Source organism: Umezawaea sp. Da 62-37, from assembly GCF_032460545.1.
Taxonomy (GTDB): Bacteria; Actinomycetota; Actinomycetes; order Mycobacteriales; family Pseudonocardiaceae; genus Umezawaea.
In genome coordinates, this window is record NZ_CP135965.1 from 1,831,699 (window position 1) to 1,850,895 (window position 19,197).

Sequence of the window (19,197 nt, forward strand, 5' to 3'; positions counted from 1 at the left end):
GCGGAATTTCGCGTTCCTCTTTCGACGTGGGAAAAATCGTGATCCACATTCCCGAACCCGAGCCGCAATCGGACGAAGGGGTGACAGGTGGACACCAACATCGTGCTCTTGATCGTCGCGCTGGTAGTGGCGATCATCGTGCTGCTACTGCTGTGGCGCAACCAGACCCGTGGGGGAAGCAGCCAGGTGAACGTCGGTTTCGCCGACCTGTTCACCATCGGGATCACCCTGAGCGCGACGGACGCCAAGCAGGCCAAGGAAGCCGTTCGGGCCGCCGACGCCGAGCGTGGAAACGCCTCCACGACGGCCGACTTGCCCGGCCTCACCGAATCCACCACGACCCTGGCGAGGGTGCTCTGGGTGGACGACCTGCCCGACAACAACGTGTACGAGACGGTCGCGCTGGAGAAGCTGGGCAAGCTCGTGACGAAGGCGGCGTCGACGTCGGCGGCGTTGCACTACCTGGAACGCATGGATTTCACGATCATGATCACCGACCTCGGCAGGTCGGGCGATCCCAACGCGGGGATCGACCTGATCCGCCGAATGCGGGCCGACGGCAACCACATGCCGATCGTCGTCTACACCGGTGACGCTGCGCGGGTGCTGGAGTCGGTGACGGACGCCGGGGCCGACGCCGTGGTCGACCAGCCGGGCCCGCTCATCCGTGTGGTGCAACGCCTGGTGAGCCGAGACAGGCGGTCCGCCGCGGTCAGCTGACTACGTGGAACGCCTCCACAGCCTCCTGAACGCGGTAGGCAGCAGGAAAGTCCGCCAGATTCGGCGCGGAACCAGTGCGGATCGCCTGCGCGAACAACCCCAACCGCGTGGCATCAGACCCCGACCCAGCACCGGCGTCGAACGCAACCCAATCCCCGCCGCTGAAGACCTCCAACCGACTCCACTGCCGCAGCCGATAAGACTCCTCCGACCCCCACAGCGTCCACTCGTACACCTCCGGCCCCGCCACCCCCGACATCCCGCTGAAGTGCACCGGCACCCCACCCGCGCGCAGCAACCCCCGAGCACTCACCTCACTACCCGACAACGAAAAATCCGCACTCACGTCGACAGCGCGCAACGGACCCACAAGGCGGTCGGTCAGATACGCGAAGTGGGAGAAGACCTCCCGCACGAACCCACCCTGCTCACGACCGTCGAGCCACAGGGCATCGGCCTGGAACGCGCGCGGCCACTCCGGGAACTGGAGGCGGACGTCGACACCCAGCACCGTGCCCGCCTGCCCCGCCCGCAGCCTGCGTTCCAGTTCCAGCACCACATCGCGATCGGACAGCGCGAAGTTCACCGCGGTGGCCAACCCGCTGGACGCCGCGGCCTCGCTCATCCGGCGGCCGTCCTCCAGGCTGATCGCCAGGGGCTTCTCGCAGAACACGGCCTTGCCCGCGGCCAGCGCGGCGACGGACAGGTCGGCGTGGAACGACGGCGGGGTCGCGATGTAGACCGCGTCCACGTCCGCCGCGTCGACGACGTCCGCGGGAGTCGTGCTCACCGCGACGGAAGGATTCGCGGCGGCGATCCGGTCGACCGCGCCCTGGTCGACGTCGGCCGCGCGCACGACCTCGAAGTCGGGATGCCCCACCGCGATGTCGAACACCCGGCCGCCCATGGCGCCCAGTCCGACGACGCCCAACCTCACCCGCTTGTGATCACCCATGGGACCAGCCTGTCATCCCACGCCGATCGGCCGATCGCCGCATCCGGATTGCGCCGAAACCAGGGCGCGGGAAGGGGTTCACCCCTACGCTGGAGCCATCATGCGCTTATCCCGCAAGGCGACCGGCTTCGTCGCGGCGACGCTGCTGCTCGCCGTCGGCCAACCCGCGTCCACGCTCGCGGGCACACCACCGCCGAACTCGGTGCCGCCGCCGGTGGACCGGAGCCTGCGCCCCGGCGTCGCCGCGCCGAGTGCGGACCAGACGTACAAGCGCAACTCCAAGGCGTGCAACGAGTCCGGCACCGACGGCGCGGTGCTGACGACGAAGCCGCACAGCCAACTGGTGCTGCGCCTGGACGAGGCGCACCGGTTCGCCACCGGCAAGGGCGTGACGATCGCCGTGATCGACACCGGCGTCGAGCCGCACGAGCGCCTCAAGGGGCGTGTCGAGGCGGGCGGCGACTACGTGGTGCCCGCCGAGCAGGGGCTGGTGGACTGCGACGGGCACGGTACCGAGGTGGCGGGGGTGGCCGCGGCGAGCAAGGACGACGCCAGCGGGTTCGTCGGCGCCGCGCCGGACGCGAAGATCCTGAGCATCCGGCAGAAGAGCGACTTCTACGAGGCCGAGGGCACCCGCAAGACCACCGGTGACGTGGCCACGCTCGCGCAGGCCGTCGTGCGCGCGGTCGACCGCGGCGCGGACGTCATCAACATCTCGCTCACCCTCTGCGCCAAGCCCGCGAAGCCGAGCCAGGGTGAACGGCAGCTCCAAGCGGCGATCGACTGGGCGGTCAACGAGAAGGACGTCGTGATCGTCACGGCGGCGGGCAACCTCGGTGCCGAGGGCAAGGCGTGCCCGGCGCAGAACGACAAGCAGGACGAGGAGAACGTCAACGTGGTCGCCTCGCCGCCGTGGTACCGCGACGACGTGCTGTCCGTGGCGTCGGTGGACCGCGGGGGCAACCCCTCGCAGTTCAGCCTGTGGGGGCCGTGGGTCGGCATCGCCGCGCCGGGTGAGGAGATCACCACGATCGACCCGCACGGCGACGGCCTGACCAACGCCGCCATCGCCGAGGACGGCACACCAACCGGCATCCAGGGCACCAGTTTCGCGGCGCCCTACGTCGCGGGGATCGCCGCGCTGGTCCGCGAGCGCCACCCCGAGCTGACCGCCCGGCAGGTCGTGGACCGGCTCACCTCGACCGCCCAGCACCCCGGCGACACCGACGGCCGCGACCGCAAGGTCGGCGCGGGCATGGTCAACCCCGTCGCCGCCCTCACCGCCGTGCTGCCCGCCGAACAGCCCGGCTACCAGGCGCCCGCGCCGCCGCCGGTGATGACCGAACTGCTGCCCGCGCCCCGGCAGGACCGCACACCCGTGGTGGTCGCGCTGTCGGGCACCGGCATCGCGCTGGGACTGCTGCTGTTCACGATGTTCGTCCTGCACACCACCAAGCGCACCCGTGAGCGCCGCGGCTAGTGCGGTGACCGCGATCCTCACCGGGTTTCGCGCGTCTCGGGTAGACCCGAGCGGCGCGAAACCCGGCAAGGGTGAGCGCCGCGGCTAGTGGTTCTCGCGGGGCACCGACGACAGCACGCGGAGTTGCAGCATGGCCGCGAAGCGGGCCTCCGGGTCGGTGAGGTCCAGTTCGCCGATCTCCGCGAGGCGCCGCAGGCGGTAGCGGAAGGTGTTCGGGTGGACGTGGACCGCGGCCGAGGCGGCGATCACGTCGCCGAAGGCGTCCAGCCAGGCGCGCAGGGTCTCGACGAGCCTGGCGGTGTGCTGGGTGTCGTAGGCGATCAGCTTCGCGATGGCGCCGGTGGGCCGGTCGCCCTGCGCGGCGGCGAGGTCGCGCAGTTCCAGCACCAGCGCTTCCACGTGGACGTCCGCCAGGCGCGCGGTCCGGCGGGTGCCGCCCGCGCGCAGGACGCGCAGTGCGCGGTCCGCGGTGGCGCGGGCGGTCGGCAGGTCGCTCGTGCCCGCCGCGACGGGGCTGACCGCGATCACGGCGCGGGTGCGGTCGCCGACGCGGTCGAGGAAGTCGGAGGCGATGGTGAGGACGCGCTGCTCGCCGTCGTGGGTCGACGGCACGAGGCCGTAGGTGATGTCGCCGATGAGGGCGGTGGCGCAGCGCGGGTGCAGAGCGCTCAGGTGCATGGTGAGCGCGTCGCCGAGCCGTTGGCGTTCGGTGGTCAGCGCGGCCTCGGTGGCCGTGGCCCCCTCGGGGTCGGCGGTCGCCATGGCCAGGACGACCACCGGGCGGCCCGCGAGTCCGAGGCGGTCCAGGGCGTCGCGGGCGCCGGGTCCGCCTTCCAGCGCGGTGCTCAGCAGGTCCGTGCGCAGCCTGCGTTCCACGTCCGCGCCCGCGCGGATGCGGAGCATGTGCAGCGCGACCAGCCTGGCCGCGTCGACCAGCGCCCGCGTGCGGTCGGCGCTGAGCGGTTCGCGCACAGCCGCCCAGATCGAGCCGAGCACCTCGTCGCCCGCGCGCACGGCCACCGCGACGCGCGGCAGCGACGACCGCGTGACCGGCTCGACGTACACCGGCTGGTCGGTGCGGTAGAGCACCCGGAACACCCCGCGCTCGGCCAGCACCCGCGCGTACCGCTCGGGCACCTGGCGGCCCAGGATCGTCTCCACCCTGGACGGGTCCGCCTCGTCCTGGCGCCCGGAGAACGCGAGCACGCGCGACCCGCGGTCCTCGATCGTCACCGGGGCGTCCAGGAGCGCGGCGACCGCGTTGGACAGCGCGAACAGGTCACCGGACGGCATGCCGCCCAGCGTCTCCGGCCCCAGGCCGCCGATGTCGTCCTCGGCGAGCAGGGACCGCAGCATCGCCGCCAGTTGCGCCCACGACGCGCCGCGCGTCAGCCCGAGCAGCGCCACACCGGTGTGCTCGACGGCCGCGGTCAGCTCGTCGGACACCGGCACGGGCGCGCGCACCACGAGCCCCACGGCGTTCTGCTGGCCGAGCGCGTGCAGCAGGCCGGCGATGGTCGCGGGCTCGCCGAGCCCCACGCCCAGCACGAGCGCGTACGGCGGCAGCACCGCGTCGTCCAGCGGGTCGTGGATCACGACGCCGCCGATGGCGCGCGACCGGTCGGGGTGGCCGAGGACGAGTTCCAGCAGCGTCGCACCGAGGTCGTCGAGGACTCGACCGAGGCCGGCGTGGGGTCGCGGGGTCACGACTCAGAAACTAGGCGTGCGGACCTTCGAAAGGTTCGTCGGCGCGGACGAAACCGATCGATCCCCCCGTACCGCGCGACGGTCAGAGGGGCAGCCACTCGGTGGACGTGGTCACCGCCTCGAGCTCGTCGGCCAGCGGCTCCACGCCCAGACCGGGCCCGGTCGGCACCGGCAGGTGGCCGTCCTCGAGCACGAACGGCGTGGTGATGTCGGTGCGGTAGAACCGGTCGGAGGCCGACGTGTCACCCGGCAGGGTGAAACCGGGCAGCGCGGCCAAGGCCACGTTCGCGGCCCGGCCCAGTCCCGTCTCGATCATCCCGCCGCACCACACCGGCACGCCGTGCGCCACGCACACGTCGTGGATGCGCCGGGCCTCCAGGTACCCGCCGACGCGGCCGGGCTTGATGTTCACGATCCGGCACGCCCCCATCGTGATGGCGGCGGCGGCCGAGCGGGCCGAGGTGATCGACTCGTCCAGGCACACCGGGGTGCTGATGAGCTTGGCCAGCTCCGCGTGCCCGAGCAGGTCCTCCTCCTCCAGCGGCTGCTCGATCAGCAGCAGCCCGAACGGGTCGAGCTGGGCGAGGTGCCGCGCGTCGCCGACGGTGTAGGCGGTGTTGGCGTCGACCTGGAGCAGCACGTCGTCGCCGAACCGCTCGCGCACGGCGCGCACCGGCTCCACGTCCCATCCCGGTTCGATCTTCAGCTTGATCCGCGCGTACCCCGCGTCGAGGTACCCGCCGACGGCGTCGAGCAGCTCGCCGATCGAGTCCATGATCCCGACCGACACCCCGCACGGGACCCGGTCGCGGGTGGCGCCCAGCTCGCGGGACAGCGGCCGCCCCTCGGCCCTCAGCTCCGCGTCGAGGACGCCCATCTCCAGGGCCGCTTTCGCCATCCGGTGCCCCCGGAAGGGCTCCAGCACGTGCGCGACGGCGTTCGCGTCGAGCCGGGGGTGCGCCGCGAGCGCCGGGACCAGGAACCTGGTCAACACGTCGGCGGCGGCGTCGACGTACTCCGAGGAGTAGAGCGGGTCGGACATCGCCACGCACTCGCCCCACCCCTCGGCCTCGTCGGTGACCACCCGCAGCAGCAGCACGTCCCGAGCGTTCTGGGTGCCGAAGGACGTGCGGAACGGCGCCACCAGCGGCATCCGGACCCGGCGCAGCTCCACTCCGGTCAGCTTCATCAGTTGCCCTTCCCGTTCGTCAGGACGTACCAGCCCGCGCGGTCGAACCCGGTGATCCGCGCCCCGTCCGCCAGCGCGGGGCCGAGCGCGGCGCGCACCGCGCCCCGCCACTCCTTGGCCAGGCCGGGATCGGCCGACCGCAGCGCCTCCACGTCCCCCGGCACGGCCACCAGCAGCGTGTGGCCGTTGAGCGAGCCTGGGACGGGGACGCCGTGCGGGGACCGCCCGAGGGCGACCACCGCTCCCCGCGCCAGCTCCGCCTCGACGTCGGCCACCGGGCGCGGGCCCGCGACGGCCCGTTCGACGGCGTCGGAGCCGAGGTCCCAGTGGACGAGCAGCCGGTCGCTGTCGTCGCCGCCGTTGATGCCGTCGTCCATGCCGCCGTAGAAGTTCGTCAGGTACTCGACCGGCAGCGCGCCGAGCTTGGTGATGTTGAAGTGGGCGTTCCGCGCCACCAGCGGGTCGTAGGTCCACTCCACCAGCTCGATCCCGCGCGCCATGGCCCACGCCCGCTGGTGCAGCTTGAGCGCGAACCCGACGTGGCGGCCGAGCGCGGTCGACGACACCCCGGCGACGTGGCTGTGCAGCACGCGGTCCGCGGGCGCGCCGAAGAAGCCGACGCAGGCGCCCACGAGCACGGGGCCGTCGAACGCGCCCGTCACCGGGTTGCCCACCTTGGACAGCGCGCGCAGCAGCTTGGTCGTCACCGGCGGGTTGGTCGGGTCGGGCCGCCAGATCCCGTCGTAGAGCCGGTACACCGCGTCGAGGTCGTCCAGCCCCGTCACCTCGCGCACCTCGACACCGGCGGCGGCGGCCGCGTTCGCCGCGGCGGTGACGGCGCGTTCCTGATCGTCCACACCCGTCATGGTCGCCATCGCGCGGACGCCCGTCATGGTCTGCCCGCACCATCGGCGGCGGTCGGGTTGGTCGAGTCCGACCGTCCGCCCGCGAGCAGCTCCGCCACCAGCGCGGACACCAGCGCCGCCCGGCCGGGCAACTCGGCCACCAGCACGTGCTCGTGCGCCGCGTGGGCTCCGCCGCCGACCGCGCCGAGCCCGTCGAGGGTGGGCGTGCCGACGCCCGCGGTGAAGTTGCCGTCCGACCCGCCGCCCACCGCGACCCGCGTCAACGGCGGCAGCCCCAGCCCGGCGGCCACCGCGAGGGCGCGCTCGAACAGCGCCGAGGACGCCGACGCCATCAGCGGCGGCCGGTTCGGCGTGCCGATCACCTCCAACCCCGCCTCCGGCAGGACCGGCGCCAACGCGTGCAGCGCGGCGTCCACCCGGAGCTGCTCGTCGACCACGGCGGCGCGCACGTCGACGGAGAACTCCCCCGCGGCGGGCACCGTGTTGCCGGTGGTGCCCGAGGACATCACCGTGGGCGTGACCGTCGTGCCCAGCGCGGGATCGGCCAGCCCGTTCACGGCCAGCACCTGGTGCGCCAGTTCCACGGTGGCGTTGACGCCGCGTTCCGGTTCCAGCCCGGCGTGCGCGGCCCGGCCCTTCACCCTGACCTGGTAGAGCGACACGCCCTTGCGCTCGGTCTTGAGCGCGCCGCCGTCGGCGGAGGCCTCCAGGACCAGCGCGGCGGCCCGGCCGCGCGCCTCGTCCTCGATGAGCTCCCGCGAGCTGGGCGAGCCGATCTCCTCGTCGCCGGTGATCAGGAGCGTCACCCCGGAGCGGTCGGGTAGCGCGGCGATGGCGTGCATCGCCATCACCACCCCGGCCTTCATGTCGAAGCACCCCGGCCCGCGCAGCACACCGTCGACCACCGAGAACGGGTGCGTCGCCAGTGAGCCGAGCGGCCACACCGTGTCGTGGTGCCCGAGCACCAGCACGGTCGACGGCCCGGCGCCGAACGCCCAGCGCAGGTGGCTGCGGCCGTCCAGGACGATCCGCTCCGGGGCCGCCCCCAGCAGCTTCTCCCCCACCCGCGCGACCACGTCGGCGCTGGCGGCGACCGCGTCGAGGTCGGCGGACGGCGACTCGCGGACCACCAGTTCCCCGATGTCGTCGAGCATCGCGGGCAGCAGGTCCCGCATCCGGGTGACGAGCGCGTGATCCATCTCAGCCCACCTTCGGGGTAGCGCGCACGCCGAAGTGCAGGTACCGCTCACCCGTCGGCAGCGCGTAGAACCAGACCGGGGTCCAGGTTCGCACCAGCGGGTTCCGCACGAGGAACAGGTCCTCCCGCACGGCCACCATCGGGTACTCCTGGGTCACCTCGGGCGTCAGGGCCGCCAGCGGCCCGGTGACGGTCGTGCGCAGCACCGGCCCGTCCAGGACCTCCATCCGGGCGCCGGCCCGCTCGTAGGTGCCGAGGTGCCGTTCCACGTCCACGGTCACCGGTTCGGCGGGCGGCTCCAGCGGGGCGGGCACGGCCAGGCCCGCCAGCTCGGCGAAGACCTCGCGGTAGAGCTCGCCGAACAGGTCGCGGGGGTTGCCGCCGTTGGTGAGCAGCACGACCGCGAGCCCCTCCTCGGGCAGCAGCCGCAGGAAGGCGCTCTGGCCGATGGTGTTGCCGTCGTGGCCGATGAGCCTGCGGCCGTCCCAGTCGAACCGGATCCAGCCCAGCCCCCACGAGTCGCCGAGCGTGTGCTTCTCCGGCACGTCCGCCTGGTGCTCGGCCATCGCCGCGGCGCTCGCCTCGCCGAGCACCCTGGCGCCGTCGGCCGCGAGACCGCCGGTGAGGTGCATCCGGGCGAACGCGAGCACGTCGGCGACCGTCGAGGTGATCAGGCCGGCGGGCCCGAGCGACCGCGGCAGCGACCACTGCGTCGTCGGCGTCCACTCGGCGCCGATGTGGCCGACGGCCGCGCGGTGCAGCAGCGCCTCCTCGGGCAGCGTGACGGTGCGGTCCAGGCCGAGCGGGGTGGTGATCCGGTCGCGCAGGGCCTGGTCCCAGGTGCCGCCGGTCAGCTTCTCGATCACCCGTCCGGCCAGCGAGAAACCGGAGTTGCAGTAGGACCAGGTGGCGCCGAGCGGGTGGTTCTGGGCCACGTCCGCCAGCAGCGCCGTGTACTTCTCCAGGCAGTCGTCGCCGCGCCCGGTGTCGGTGAACACGTCGCCGTCGATGCCGCTGGTGTGGGTCAGCAGGTGCCGCATGGTCACGCTCTTGGTGACGTCCGGCTCGGCCAGCCGCAGTTCCGGCAGCACCTCGACGATCGGCGCGTCCAGGTCGAGCAGGCCCTCGTCGACGAGCTGCATGGCGATCGTCGCGGTCCACACCTTGGAGATCGACCCGATCTGGAACACCGAGTCGGTGGTCGCCTCCACCCCGGTGCGGGTGTTCAGCACGCCGTGCGCGACCTCCACCAGCTCGTCGTCGCCACCGGGCCGCAGGCGCAGGACGCCCAGCGCGGCGCCGGGGACGTGGTGGCGCTCGGCCAGCGCGTCCAGCCTGCGCTGCCAGTGCGCGGCGTCGATCCGGGGGCGGCGCGGTCCGGTCGCGTCGCCCGCGTACCGCTCGACCCAGTCCGCGATCCGCCGGTTGAAGTCGAGCCGGTGCGACGGCCTGCCTTCGAGGATGAACAGGTGGGCGGCGTCCGGGTAGAGCACCAGCCGGGTCGGGACGCCCTGCTCGCGCAGCGCCGCGTGCCACTGCTGGGCCTGGCCGATCGGGCAGCGCACGTCGGCCGCGCCCTGGAGGACCAGGGTGGGCGTGCGCACCTCGTCGACCCGCGCCAGCGGCGACAGCTCCTCGTACCGGTCGCGGTCGGCCCGCGGCCGGGCGCGCAGCTCCAGGTCGGCGAGGAAGTGCCCGCTGTCGGACGTGCCGACCATGCTGGTGAGGTCGCTGACCACACCGCCCGCCACCGCGGCGGCGAACCGGGTGTCGCGGCTGGTGAGGTAGCAGGTCATGAAGCCGCCGTAGCTGTACCCGGCCACCGCCAGCCGCTGCGGGTCGGCGACGCCCTCGGCGACGAGCTGGTCGAGCGGCTCCAGGAAGTCCTTCGCGTCGGCCTCGCCCCAGGCGCCGAGCGCGGCGTCGTGGAACCGCTCGCCGTAGCCGTCGCTGCCGCGCGGGTTGAGCAGCAGCACGGTCCAGCCGAGCGCGGCCAGTTCCTGGTGGTAGAGGTGGGCCTCGTCGGCCGCGCCGTTCCACGCGTTGTGCGGGCCGCCGTGGACGTCCAGCAGCAGCGGGCCCGCGGTGGAGGTGTCGCCGATCAGCCAGCCGTGCACCACCGTGCCGTCGGAGATCGTGAACTCCCGCTCGACGCGGGGGAACAGGTCCACTTCGGCCAGCGTCCCGTGCGCGGTCCGCACGGTCTCCGCTCCCGTGGCGAGGTCCACGGTCACGATCTCGCCGAAGGACTCCGGCGTGGCGAGCACGACCGCCGCCGTGCCGCCCGCGGTGGTCAGGCCGTCCACCACCCGTCCGGCGCCCGCGAGCACCGGGACGGGGTCGCCGCCGTCCACGGGCACCGAGTACAGGTGCGTGCAGCCGCGGTCGCGGGCGCAGAACAGCGCGGTCCGGCCGCCGTCGACCAGCCGCGGCAGCGCGCCGGGGTAGCCGGGGCCGCCGGGCATCACGTTGCGGTCCAGCGGCTTCGCCAGGTCCACGACGTCGCCGCCACCAAGTGGCACGCGCAGCAGCCCGGCGTGGCCGGTGGGCGGGCCGGTCGTGCCGACCACGAGCAGCGCCGTCCCGTCCGCGGTCCAGGTGATCGGGCCGCCGAAGCCCTCGGGCAGGCCGACCGGCTCGACCGCGCCGTCGGCCAGGTCCAGGACGTGGACCGGCGCCCGGAGCACCACGTCGGCGTCCGGTGCGGTGGCCGCGCTGAAGGCCAGCCTGGTCGAGTCCGGCGACCACGCCGGATCCCCCGCGTGCCAGTCGCCGTGGGTGACCTGCCGGGTCTCGCCGGTCGTGAGGTCGAGGACGTGCGCGTGCTGCCGCATCGTGCGCAGCAGGCCGGGGCCGTCGGCCTGGTAGTCGACCCGGTCGGCCACGATCGGCGCGTCCGCGCGCTCGGCCCGCGCCCCGTCGTCCTCGCCGTCGACGGCGTGCAGGTCCACGACGGCGGCGAACGCGATCCGCGTCCCGTCCGGACTCCACAGCGGCGCGCCCGCGCCCAGCGGCAGCGACGTGACCTGCTCGGGCTCCCCGCCGTCCGCCGGGAGCAGCCACACCTGCGCGGGACCGTCCTGGGATCGCAGGAACGCGACGCGCGTGCCGTCCGGCGACCACGCGGGCGCGGAGTCGGACCGCCCCCTGGTGAGCCGCCGGGGTTCCCCGGTCCGGGTGCCGACCGTCCACAGCGCGCGGACGGTCCGGTCGGCCTCGGCGTCGACGGTGCGGAGCACGTAGACGATCCGCTCGCCGTCCGGGGACAGCGCGGGCCGCTCCGGCACGGCGAACGCGGTCAGGTCGTCGATGCGCTGGCGTCGGGTCACCGGGATCCTCCTCGGGTGGCGGAACGGGGTCCACGGCGGTCGCGTGCGCCCCTGCGCCGCGGGGTGACCGCGGGTCCGTTCCCGATGCTGTCGGTCCGCGACCCGCAGGTGTTCGTCCATCCGCACGAATCGGGTCACCCGGTCCTGTCGGGAAGCACAGCCCGGCGCCCCCGTCACCTTCCCGGCCGCCACCTCGTCCAGTGGTCATGTCCACCACGGCACGACGCCCGCTGCTGCTCGCCCTGGCCCTCACCGGTCTTCTCGTGGGCGGCTGGGCCTACTTCGCCCCCGTCTCCTGGTACACGACGTTCCCCGGCTTCGGCCACCACTGGCTGCCGGTGCTCGGCCCCTACAGCCCTCACCTGGTGAAGGACGTCGGCGCCATGTACCTGGGGCTGGCCGCCCTGAGCGCCACGGCGTCACTGCGACCGGCCGACGCGTTCGCGGTCCGCCTCGTGGGCGTGGCCTGGCTGGTGTTCAGCGCGCTGCACCTGATCCACCACCTGGAACACCTCGACATGTACAGCGGGATCGACAGGCCGCTCAACGTCGTCCCGCTCGGCCTGTTCGTCGTCGCGGGCGGCGCCCTCCTGCTGCCGGTCCCGCTTCGGCGCCGCCGACAGGGTTGAGCCGACGCTCGCGAGCACCACGACGGTGACCGCGGCGGCGGTGACCGGTCCGGCGTCCTGCGACAGCAGCAGCCAGCCCGTGAGGGTCGCGACGGCGGGCTCCAGGCTGAGCAGGACGCCGAACACCGGTCGCGGCAGCGCGCGCAGCGCCGACAGCTGCAACGAGTGCGGGACCACCGACGCCAACAGGGCCGTGCCCAGCGCGAACAGCAGCAGGTGCGGCTGCGCGAACACCTGGCCCGCGCCGACCGCCCCGCCGGGCAGCACCGCGACCGCGGCCACGCCCATGGCCACCGCGAGCCCGCCGTGACCGGGCACGACGGCGGCGGTGCGGGCACCGGCCAGGACGTAGACCGCCCAGAACACCGCGGCGCACAGGGCGAACACGACGCCCAGCGGGTCGAGCCCGGCCGTCGAGCCCCCGTCGCCGGACCAGCCCAGCGCGGCCACCCCGGTCGCGGCCAGCAGGATCCAGCCGAGGTCGCGGGGCCGCCGCGACAGCACCGCGGCCAGCGCCAGTGGACCGAGGAACTCGATCGTGACGGTCGTGCCCAGCGGGATGCGCTCGATGGCGGCGTAGAAGAACCCGTTCATGCCCGCCAGGCCGAGCCCGAGCGGCAGCACCGCGAGCCACTGCGCGCGGGTCCACCGGCGCACGCGGGGCCGGGAGATCGCGAGCAGCGCGGTCGCCGCCAGCGCGAGGCGCAGGACGGTGGCGCCCAGTGCGCCGGTGACGGGGAACAGGTGCGCGGCGAGCACGGTGCCGAACTGGAGCGACAGGCAGGAGCCCAGCACCATCAGCACCGCGGGGCCGGTGGAGGGCACGCGGAGGGAGGCGGTCATGTCGTCGTGCGCGGTGGAGTGGTCATGCCGTCAACGCTCGGTCATCCCCATCGGTTCGTCCAGCGAACGTTTCTGAGCAATAATGGTGAGCAAAACTGATCGAAGGGATCGCGATGCTGGACGTCCACCGGCTGCGACTGCTCCGCGAGCTCGAACGCCGCGGCACGCTGGCCGCCGTGGCCCGAGCGCTGTCCTACAGCCCGTCGGCGATCTCCCAGCAGCTCGCCCAGCTCGAGTCCGAGACCGGGGTGCGGCTGCTGGAGCACGTCGGGCGCGGCGTGCGGCTCACCGAGCAGGCCCGGATCCTGGTCGCGCACACCGACGCGATCCTCGGGCGCCTGGAGGTCGCCGAGGCCGAACTGGCGGCGTCGTCGACCGAGGTCACCGGGACGCTCAGGGTCGCCTCGTTCCAGTCCGTCCTGCTGGCGCTGGCCCCGGCGGCGCTGTCGCTGCTCGCCGAACGCCACCCCGGTCTGCGGGTGGAGATCACCCAGCAGGACGCCGGGGAGGCGTTCGCGGGCCTGCTGTCGCACGACTTCGACCTGGTGCTGGGCGAGGAGTACCCCGGTCAGCCGCACCCGCCGATGTCCGGTGTGGACACCGAGGACCTAGCGTTCGACGAGATGCGGATCGCGCTGCCCGCCACCGGTCCGCACAGCCGCGCGCACGCGTCGCTGGCCGACCTCGCCGACACCCCGTGGGTGCTCGACCCGCCGGGCAGCCCGACCGGCCGGTGGGCCAGGACCCTGTGCCACGACGCGGGATTCGCCCCGGACGTGCGCTTCGAGAGCGCCGACCTGCTGCTCCAGGTGCACCTCGTGGAGACCGGTCACGCGGCGACGCTGCTGCCCGATCTGGTGTGGACGGACCGGCCGCGCACGGTGGGCCTGCACCACCTGCCGGGGCGGCCGCGCAGGCGGCTGTTCACCGGTGTCCGCCACGGCGCCGCGCTGCACCCTGCCCCGCGCGCGTTCCGCGACGGCCTGCACCACGGGCTGCGCCTGGCGCGCGCGGAGGTCTGACCTCGGGGGGGTCAGATCGACGGCAGGACGGCTGACAGGACGATGAGCAGGCAGACGATCCCGTTGAGGACCCAGTGCTCCACGAGGATCGCGACGAACTCGCGGATCGTGGCGCTGGGCCAGAAGTACCAGGCGGTCGGAGCGCCGATGACCTGCCCGTTGACCCGCGCCTTGCGGGCCAGCAGGGCCGCGCGCAGGACGTGGTAGTTGTTGGTGACGACCAGGCAGCGGTAGTCCGGGCGGACATCGGACATGATGGCGCCGCTCAGGCTCAGGTTCTCCAGCGTGGTGGTCGACTTGTCCTCCAGCAGGACGCGGTCGCGGTCGACCCCGCCCGCCACCAGGTAGTCGGCCATCGCGTGCGACTCCGGCAACTCCTCGCCCGGCCCCTGGCCGCCCGAGGTCACCAGCGCCGGGCTGCCGCCCTTGGCCACGGCGGCGTCGTAGGCCTTGCGACCGCGGTCGAGCCTGCTCGCCAGCAGCGGCGGGACCTTGGTGCCGTTGAGGCCCGCGCCCAGCACCACGACGAAGTCGACGTCGCGCTTCGGGCGGATCCGCCCGTAGACGAACGAGTACAGCAGGAAGCAGGCGAAGGTGAACGAGAGGTAGAACAGGACTCCGGTCACCGCGCCGCTGAACACCCCCAGCGGCGCCCAGTCGACGCGGGCGGCGACCAGGGTGAACACCACGTAGCCGATGATGCCGAGCCCGGCGAGCATCGACAGCAGGTTGACCGGCCGGAAACCCTCCTTGCGGACCATCGTCACGCCGTTGCCCACCAGGAAGAGGGCGAGGCCGATGATCAGCAGCGGCACCAGCACGAGCACGGCGAAGACCACGACGTTCGCGGCCGCGGTGGACACCGAGGCCAGCGTCGTCAGCAGCCCGAAGGCGAGGAACACCAGTGCCAGCACCAGGTACACGCCGTTGCGCAGCAGCCGCCGGTCACGCAGGAAGCTGACCACGAAGAACAACGACCACACCAGGGCGATGGCGTAGGCGAAGACGCTCACCGCGTTCATCCGGGCACGCTCCACATCGGGTCGATCGGTTCTGGGCGGTTCACGGTCGGCCTCCCCGGCGGGCGGACGGCGTCCCCCGCGCTGTCCCACATGGTCGGTCATCCGGTCGGGGCGCGTCCCACCGGTACCGGTTTCCCCGCCGTGGCGCCGGGGTCGACGGTGATCATGGCCGAACGCGGGCCCGCGCGCCGATCAGCCGGTCGGGTCGGTGAACTCCCCGATGGCGCGGGTGGCGTCGCGGAGGAAGTCCCGCACCACCACCGCCTGCTCGTCGTCGAGGTCCGCGACGATGCCCCCGAGGGCGACCAGCAGCGGCCCCAGCGCGGCCCGGACCTCGGCGCGCGCGGAGTCCGTGGGGCGCAGGACGACGCGGCGGCGGTCGCCGGGGTGGCTGTGCCGCCGCAGGTGCCCGGCGGCCTCCAGCCGGTCGGCCAGCACGGTCGCCGACGCCGACCTGATCCCCAGCCGGTTGCCCAGTTCCACCGTCCCCAGCGGTTCGGCGCTCTCGACGAGGTGGCTCACCGCCTCGACGTCGGTGACGCCGACCCCGAGCCGCCGCGCGAGGGTGGCCTGCACGCCCCGGCCCGCCTGGAGGAGGTCCCGGAGCGACCGGCTGATGTCCATCGCGATGTCGGGATCCCGCTCGTCCACCACCGCAGTCTAGAGAGCGGTCCCTCGAGAAACTAGCTAGACTCTCTAGCTATCACCCGACGACGAGGAGCTGGCGTGACCGACCCCCGGACGATGAACACCCAGATGGCGGCCCGCATCCTCGGCACGCCCGCCGAACCCGTGCCCGAGGGCGGGTACGCGCTGCGGGTCGTGCGCACACGGGGCAGGCGCAGCGGCGAGCCCCGCGACACCCCGATCGGCGTGACCCGGCTGCACGACCGGCACTACCTGGTCTCCCCCGACCGGAGCCGCGACTGGGTGCGCAACCTGATCACGACGCCGGAGTGCGACGTGCTCGCGGGCGCCGAGGCCGAGCCGTGCACCGCGGTGCCCGCGGCGGGCGAGGAGGCGGCGACCGTCGTGTCGACCTACCTGACCGCGGTAACGGTCCCCTGGGCGCTGCGCGCGTTCCCGGTCGCGCCCGGCGCGCCGATCGGGGAGATCACCGCGCACCTGGGCTCGATCGCGGTGTTCCGGCTGGAGGACCGGGCGTGACCGGGCCCGACGTGGTCGTGGTCGGCGGAGGCCCCGGCGGTGTGGTGCTCGCGCTACTGCTGGCCCGCGCGGGCGTGCCGGTCACGCTGCTGGAGTCGCACCAGGACTTCGACCGCGACTTCCGCGGCGACTCGCTGCACCCGTACACCCTCGAACTGCTCGACGACCTCGGCCTGGCCGAGCCGCTGCTGCGGCTGCCCCACCACCCGGCCCGCTACTTCCGCTTCCACACCCCGACCGCGTCCATCACCACCGCCGACTACGGGAAGCTGCGCACGAGGTTCAACTACGTGGCGCTGATGCCGCAGGCCCGGTTCCTCGACTTCCTCGCCGCGGAGGCGTCGCGGCTGCCCGCGTTCACGCTTCGACTGGGTGCCAGGGTCACCGGGCTCGTCGAGGACGACGGCGTGGTCACCGGGGTGCGCTACCGCGACAGGCAGGGCGAGCAGACGCTGTCCGCCCGGCTGGTCGTCGGCGCCGACGGCCGGTTCTCCAAGCTGCGCAAGCTGTCCGGGCTGCCCGCGCACAGCCTCGGCGCCTCCAGCGACCTGCTGTGGTTCCGCCTCCCCCGCCACCCCTCCGACCCGCCCGAGGCCGACGTGGACCTCTACTTCGGACGTGACCGGTACGTGGGCCTGCTCGGCGGGACGGACGACTGGCAGGTCGGCTGCACCCTGCCGAAGGGCGGCTACCCGGCCGCGCGGGAGGCCGGGGTCGGTCCGATCCGCGACTTCGTGGCCGAACGGGTGCCATGGCTGGCCGACCGCGTCCACGAGCTGCGCGACTTCGCCCAGACCACGCTGCTGTCCGTGGACATCGCCCGCGTCGACCACTGGCACCGGCCGGGTCTGCTGCTCATCGGCGACGCGGCGCACGTGATCTCCCCGGTGGGCGGCAACGGGATCCTGATGGCGATCCAGGACGCCGTCGCCACTGCCAACCGCCTCGTCCCCGCGCTGCGCGACCACGGGACCGTGCGACCGGAGGTCCTGGCCGCGATCCAGGCCGAACGCGAGCCCGCGATCGACGTGGTGCAGGCCCAGCAGACCAGGATCGAACGCCGTGTCGCCCGCAGCCGCGACCGCGGGAAACCGTTGGCGCCGCCCGGATTCCTGCGCTGGATCACCGCGCTGCCCGGTGTCCGGGCGCGTGCCGCCAAGGCGAACGCCTACGGCCCCAAGCCGCCGCGGCTGGACCTCGCGCTGTTCACCGCCGAGCAGGTCGACGCGCGGTAGTGCTTCGACTCGAACCGGGCGCCGGGTGCGGGGCTGCGGCACCAGCCCCAACCCCGGCGGTCCTACGAATCCTGGTGCTTGAGCAGGAACCGGTTCGAGATCGCCTTGAACGACGCCCGCACCACCTCGCCGTCCGCCAGCGTCACCGAGGCCCGATCCCCGGCCCGCCACACCAGTCCTTCGGCCTGCCGGTCCGGGGAAATGGCGGACTTCATGCCGTCCACGTCGGCCAAGGCCCGATCCACGTCCGCCGGGAACGAGAACTCCTCCCGGACCGGCACCGACATCGCCTGCGCCCACTCCGGCCAGTCGGCGCGCGGGACCTCCGCGCCCTCGACCCGCAGCGTGAACGCCGAGAACCTCTGGTCCCGCAGCTTCAACGGGTTCCCCTGCACTCCAGCGCCGTACGCCTCGCCCTGCACCACGGCCCGCCTGCCGGGGAACGACCCGCGCAGCAGGGCGTGCAGGTCCCGTTCCCCCGCCAACCGCCACAACGTGTTGCCCTCGGCGGGAAGCAGGTCGTAGTTGCGCGAGCAGACGCCGTCGATCCCGGACTCCGGGTCGACGTAGACGGTCATGCTCGTGCCGTCGACCTTCTCCGTGGCGACCCACTCCGCCGGGCACTCCAGGATTGCGGCCACGTTCTGGATCCGCTCCTCGTCGGTCGCCGGGATCCAGCCGGGACGGGGGCCGCGCACCTGACCGGACAGCTCGGCGGGCAGCGGCGGGTCCCACTTGACCACGCCCAGCGCCGCGGTCACGTCCTCGCCCGGCCCGACGCCGCCCAGCTCGGGGAACGCCGACAACAGCACCGCGAGCCCTTGGGAGTACTGGCCGCGCAGCTTCGCCGTCCGCAGCACGTGCCCGCGCCGACCGTCCACATCGGTCCGCACGCCGCGCGGCGCCAGGAACGCGAACCTCGGGTCCTCGACGTCCAGCATCGAGTCGACCTCGAAGTACACGCACGCCTCGCCCACGCGGAACTCGTCCTTGCGGACCACGACGTCCCAGCCGCGCACCCGTGCGCGCACGATCGCGTCGGCGCCGGGGATCCCGGCGATCTCCCGGATGGTCTCCACCGTGGCCAGCCTTCGGCCGGTGGTGGTCGCGCTGATCTGGTTCACTGGCCCGCCCCCATCGCTTGGTCACCGGATGTGCCGCGATGATGGAACCACGTCCGCGGGCCTTGGGACGACTCGAATACCGACCGTCCGATCAGGACGGCAGCAATGCGTTGGCCGCCTGTCCGGCAAGCCACTCGGCGGCCTCGTCCCAGTCCCAGCCCAAAGCGCGCGCGGTGCGCCAGGCTTCGAACCCGAAGTAGAACCACAGGATCTCGCCGACCCGCTCTTCGGTGAGACCAGGGGCCAACCCACCGGTCGCGACGAGCCTGGCGGCGGTCTGGTCGAGCCTGCCGCGCACGATCCCGGTCGCGAGGTCGGCGGCGGCGGCCACGTCCGGGTCGGAGGTGCGGTTGTCGAGCAGGATCGCGATGTTCGACCACCGCGCGCGGCGCACCCGCCCGGTGCCGCGGGCGACGATGCCCAGGATCTCCCGCGCGTCGTCGGACCCGGCGATCAGGTCCAGGGTCTCCGCGGCCGTCTCGTCCTCGCCGCCGTCCTCGCTCATCGCCATGATCAGCGCGGACTTGCCGCCGACGCTGGTGTAGACGGTGTTCAGCGCGACGCCCGCCGCGGCGGCGACCGCGGCGACGCTGGTCCGCGTGTAGCCCTGCTCCGCGAACAGCCCCGCGGCCGCCTCGATGATCGAGCGCCGGGTGTCCTCCGCGTGCCGGGCCCGCACCGACGACCGGTAACCGCGCGTTGCCATGGACC

At 73.4% G+C, this 19,197-nt stretch carries 16 protein-coding genes; 5 read left to right on the forward strand and 11 right to left on the reverse strand.

The features are described 5' to 3' along the window. The first annotated feature begins 87 nt into the window (after positions 1–87). Positions 88–720, forward strand: a complete 633-nt coding sequence (locus RM788_RS07790; protein WP_315930855.1) for a response regulator — start codon at positions 88–90, stop codon at positions 718–720. On the opposite strand, the gene RM788_RS07795 is transcribed toward RM788_RS07790, so the two are convergent. Further along, positions 713–1,675: a Gfo/Idh/MocA family protein gene (locus RM788_RS07795; protein WP_315930856.1), complete on the reverse strand. Its 963-nt coding sequence runs from the start codon at positions 1,673–1,675 to the stop codon at positions 713–715. The two genes, RM788_RS07790 and RM788_RS07795, sit on opposite strands and share 8 nt — an antisense overlap. Positions 1,676–1,775: 100 nt before the next feature. Between RM788_RS07795 and mycP the strand changes: the two genes are divergently transcribed. Further along, positions 1,776–3,155 (forward strand): type VII secretion-associated serine protease mycosin, encoded by a 1,380-nt coding sequence (gene mycP, locus RM788_RS07800; RefSeq protein ID WP_315930857.1) that lies wholly within the window; start codon positions 1,776–1,778, stop codon positions 3,153–3,155. 84 nt (positions 3,156–3,239) lie between these two features. On the opposite strand, the gene RM788_RS07805 is transcribed toward mycP, so the two are convergent. From RM788_RS07805 to RM788_RS07830, 6 genes are all read right to left on the reverse strand, one after another. After that, positions 3,240–4,862, reverse strand: coding sequence for a PucR family transcriptional regulator (locus RM788_RS07805; RefSeq protein WP_315930858.1), 1,623 nt, complete (start codon positions 4,860–4,862; stop codon positions 3,240–3,242). An 82-nt stretch (positions 4,863–4,944) separates the two neighbouring features. After that, positions 4,945–6,051, reverse strand: coding sequence for an o-succinylbenzoate synthase (gene menC, locus RM788_RS07810; protein ID WP_315930859.1), 1,107 nt, complete (start codon positions 6,049–6,051; stop codon positions 4,945–4,947). Further along, on the reverse strand, positions 6,051–6,944 hold the full coding sequence (locus RM788_RS07815; protein WP_315930860.1) for a GNAT family N-acetyltransferase: 894 nt from the start codon (positions 6,942–6,944) through the stop codon (positions 6,051–6,053). The genes menC and RM788_RS07815 overlap by 1 nt, the downstream gene beginning before the upstream one ends. After that, on the reverse strand, positions 6,941–8,116 hold the full coding sequence (locus RM788_RS07820) for a M20/M25/M40 family metallo-hydrolase (protein ID WP_315930861.1): 1,176 nt from the start codon (positions 8,114–8,116) through the stop codon (positions 6,941–6,943). Before RM788_RS07820 ends, RM788_RS07815 begins: the two co-directional genes overlap by 4 nt. Position 8,117: 1 nt before the next feature. Then, a complete protein-coding gene (locus RM788_RS07825; protein ID WP_315930862.1) occupies positions 8,118–11,444 on the reverse strand; it encodes a serine hydrolase in 3,327 nt (1,108 codons plus the stop codon). 419 nt (positions 11,445–11,863) lie between these two features. After that, positions 11,864–12,916, reverse strand: a complete 1,053-nt coding sequence (locus RM788_RS07830; protein ID WP_315930863.1) for an EamA family transporter — start codon at positions 12,914–12,916, stop codon at positions 11,864–11,866. A 113-nt stretch (positions 12,917–13,029) separates the two neighbouring features. Here RM788_RS07830 and RM788_RS07835 point away from each other — a divergent pair, with 113 nt between their 5' ends. Next, a complete protein-coding gene (locus RM788_RS07835; protein WP_315930864.1) occupies positions 13,030–13,938 on the forward strand; it encodes a LysR family transcriptional regulator in 909 nt (302 codons plus the stop codon). Positions 13,939–13,949: 11 nt separating this feature from the next. Here RM788_RS07835 and RM788_RS07840 read toward each other — a convergent pair whose 3' ends face one another. Continuing rightward, a complete protein-coding gene (locus RM788_RS07840; RefSeq protein WP_315930865.1) occupies positions 13,950–14,960 on the reverse strand; it encodes a YdcF family protein in 1,011 nt (336 codons plus the stop codon). A gap of 192 nt (positions 14,961–15,152) precedes the next feature. Then, positions 15,153–15,611 carry a MarR family winged helix-turn-helix transcriptional regulator gene (locus RM788_RS07845; RefSeq protein ID WP_315930866.1) on the reverse strand — a complete coding sequence of 153 codons (459 nt, stop codon included), beginning with the start codon at positions 15,609–15,611 and terminating at the stop codon, positions 15,153–15,155. A 75-nt stretch (positions 15,612–15,686) separates the two neighbouring features. Here RM788_RS07845 and RM788_RS07850 point away from each other — a divergent pair, with 75 nt between their 5' ends. Both RM788_RS07850 and RM788_RS07855 read left to right on the forward strand, forming a co-directional pair. Continuing rightward, positions 15,687–16,127 (forward strand): nitroreductase/quinone reductase family protein, encoded by a 441-nt coding sequence (locus tag RM788_RS07850; protein WP_315930867.1) that lies wholly within the window; start codon positions 15,687–15,689, stop codon positions 16,125–16,127. Further along, entirely contained in the window at positions 16,124–17,362 is a 1,239-nt protein-coding gene (locus RM788_RS07855; protein WP_315930868.1) for an FAD-dependent oxidoreductase, read from the forward strand. Before RM788_RS07850 ends, RM788_RS07855 begins: the two co-directional genes overlap by 4 nt. A 62-nt stretch (positions 17,363–17,424) precedes the next feature. Here RM788_RS07855 and RM788_RS07860 read toward each other — a convergent pair whose 3' ends face one another. Beyond that, positions 17,425–18,486, reverse strand: a complete 1,062-nt coding sequence (locus RM788_RS07860; RefSeq protein WP_315930869.1) for an RNA ligase (ATP) — start codon at positions 18,484–18,486, stop codon at positions 17,425–17,427. A 91-nt stretch (positions 18,487–18,577) separates the two neighbouring features. Next, on the reverse strand, positions 18,578–19,192 hold the full coding sequence (locus RM788_RS07865) for a TetR/AcrR family transcriptional regulator (RefSeq protein ID WP_315930870.1): 615 nt from the start codon (positions 19,190–19,192) through the stop codon (positions 18,578–18,580). Positions 19,193–19,197: the final 5 nt, after the last annotated feature.

Bases quoted from the DNA above. Each gene is read 5' to 3' on its own strand.
- RM788_RS07795 (WP_315930856.1), bottom strand. From the start codon at position 1,675: ATGGGTGATCACAAGCGGGTGAGGTTGGGCGTCGTCGGACTGGGCGCC.
- mycP (WP_315930857.1), top strand. From the start codon at position 1,776: ATGCGCTTATCCCGCAAGGCGACCGGCTTCGTCGCGGCGACGCTGCTG.
- menC (WP_315930859.1), bottom strand. From the start codon at position 6,051: ATGAAGCTGACCGGAGTGGAGCTGCGCCGGGTCCGGATGCCGCTGGTG.
- RM788_RS07815 (WP_315930860.1), bottom strand. From the start codon at position 6,944: ATGACGGGCGTCCGCGCGATGGCGACCATGACGGGTGTGGACGATCAG.
- RM788_RS07820 (WP_315930861.1), bottom strand. From the start codon at position 8,116: ATGGATCACGCGCTCGTCACCCGGATGCGGGACCTGCTGCCCGCGATG.
- RM788_RS07830 (WP_315930863.1), bottom strand. From the start codon at position 12,916: ATGACCGCCTCCCTCCGCGTGCCCTCCACCGGCCCCGCGGTGCTGATG.
- RM788_RS07835 (WP_315930864.1), top strand. From the start codon at position 13,030: ATGCTGGACGTCCACCGGCTGCGACTGCTCCGCGAGCTCGAACGCCGC.
- RM788_RS07840 (WP_315930865.1), bottom strand. From the start codon at position 14,960: ATGAACGCGGTGAGCGTCTTCGCCTACGCCATCGCCCTGGTGTGGTCG.
- RM788_RS07865 (WP_315930870.1), bottom strand. From the start codon at position 19,192: ATGGCAACGCGCGGTTACCGGTCGTCGGTGCGGGCCCGGCACGCGGAG.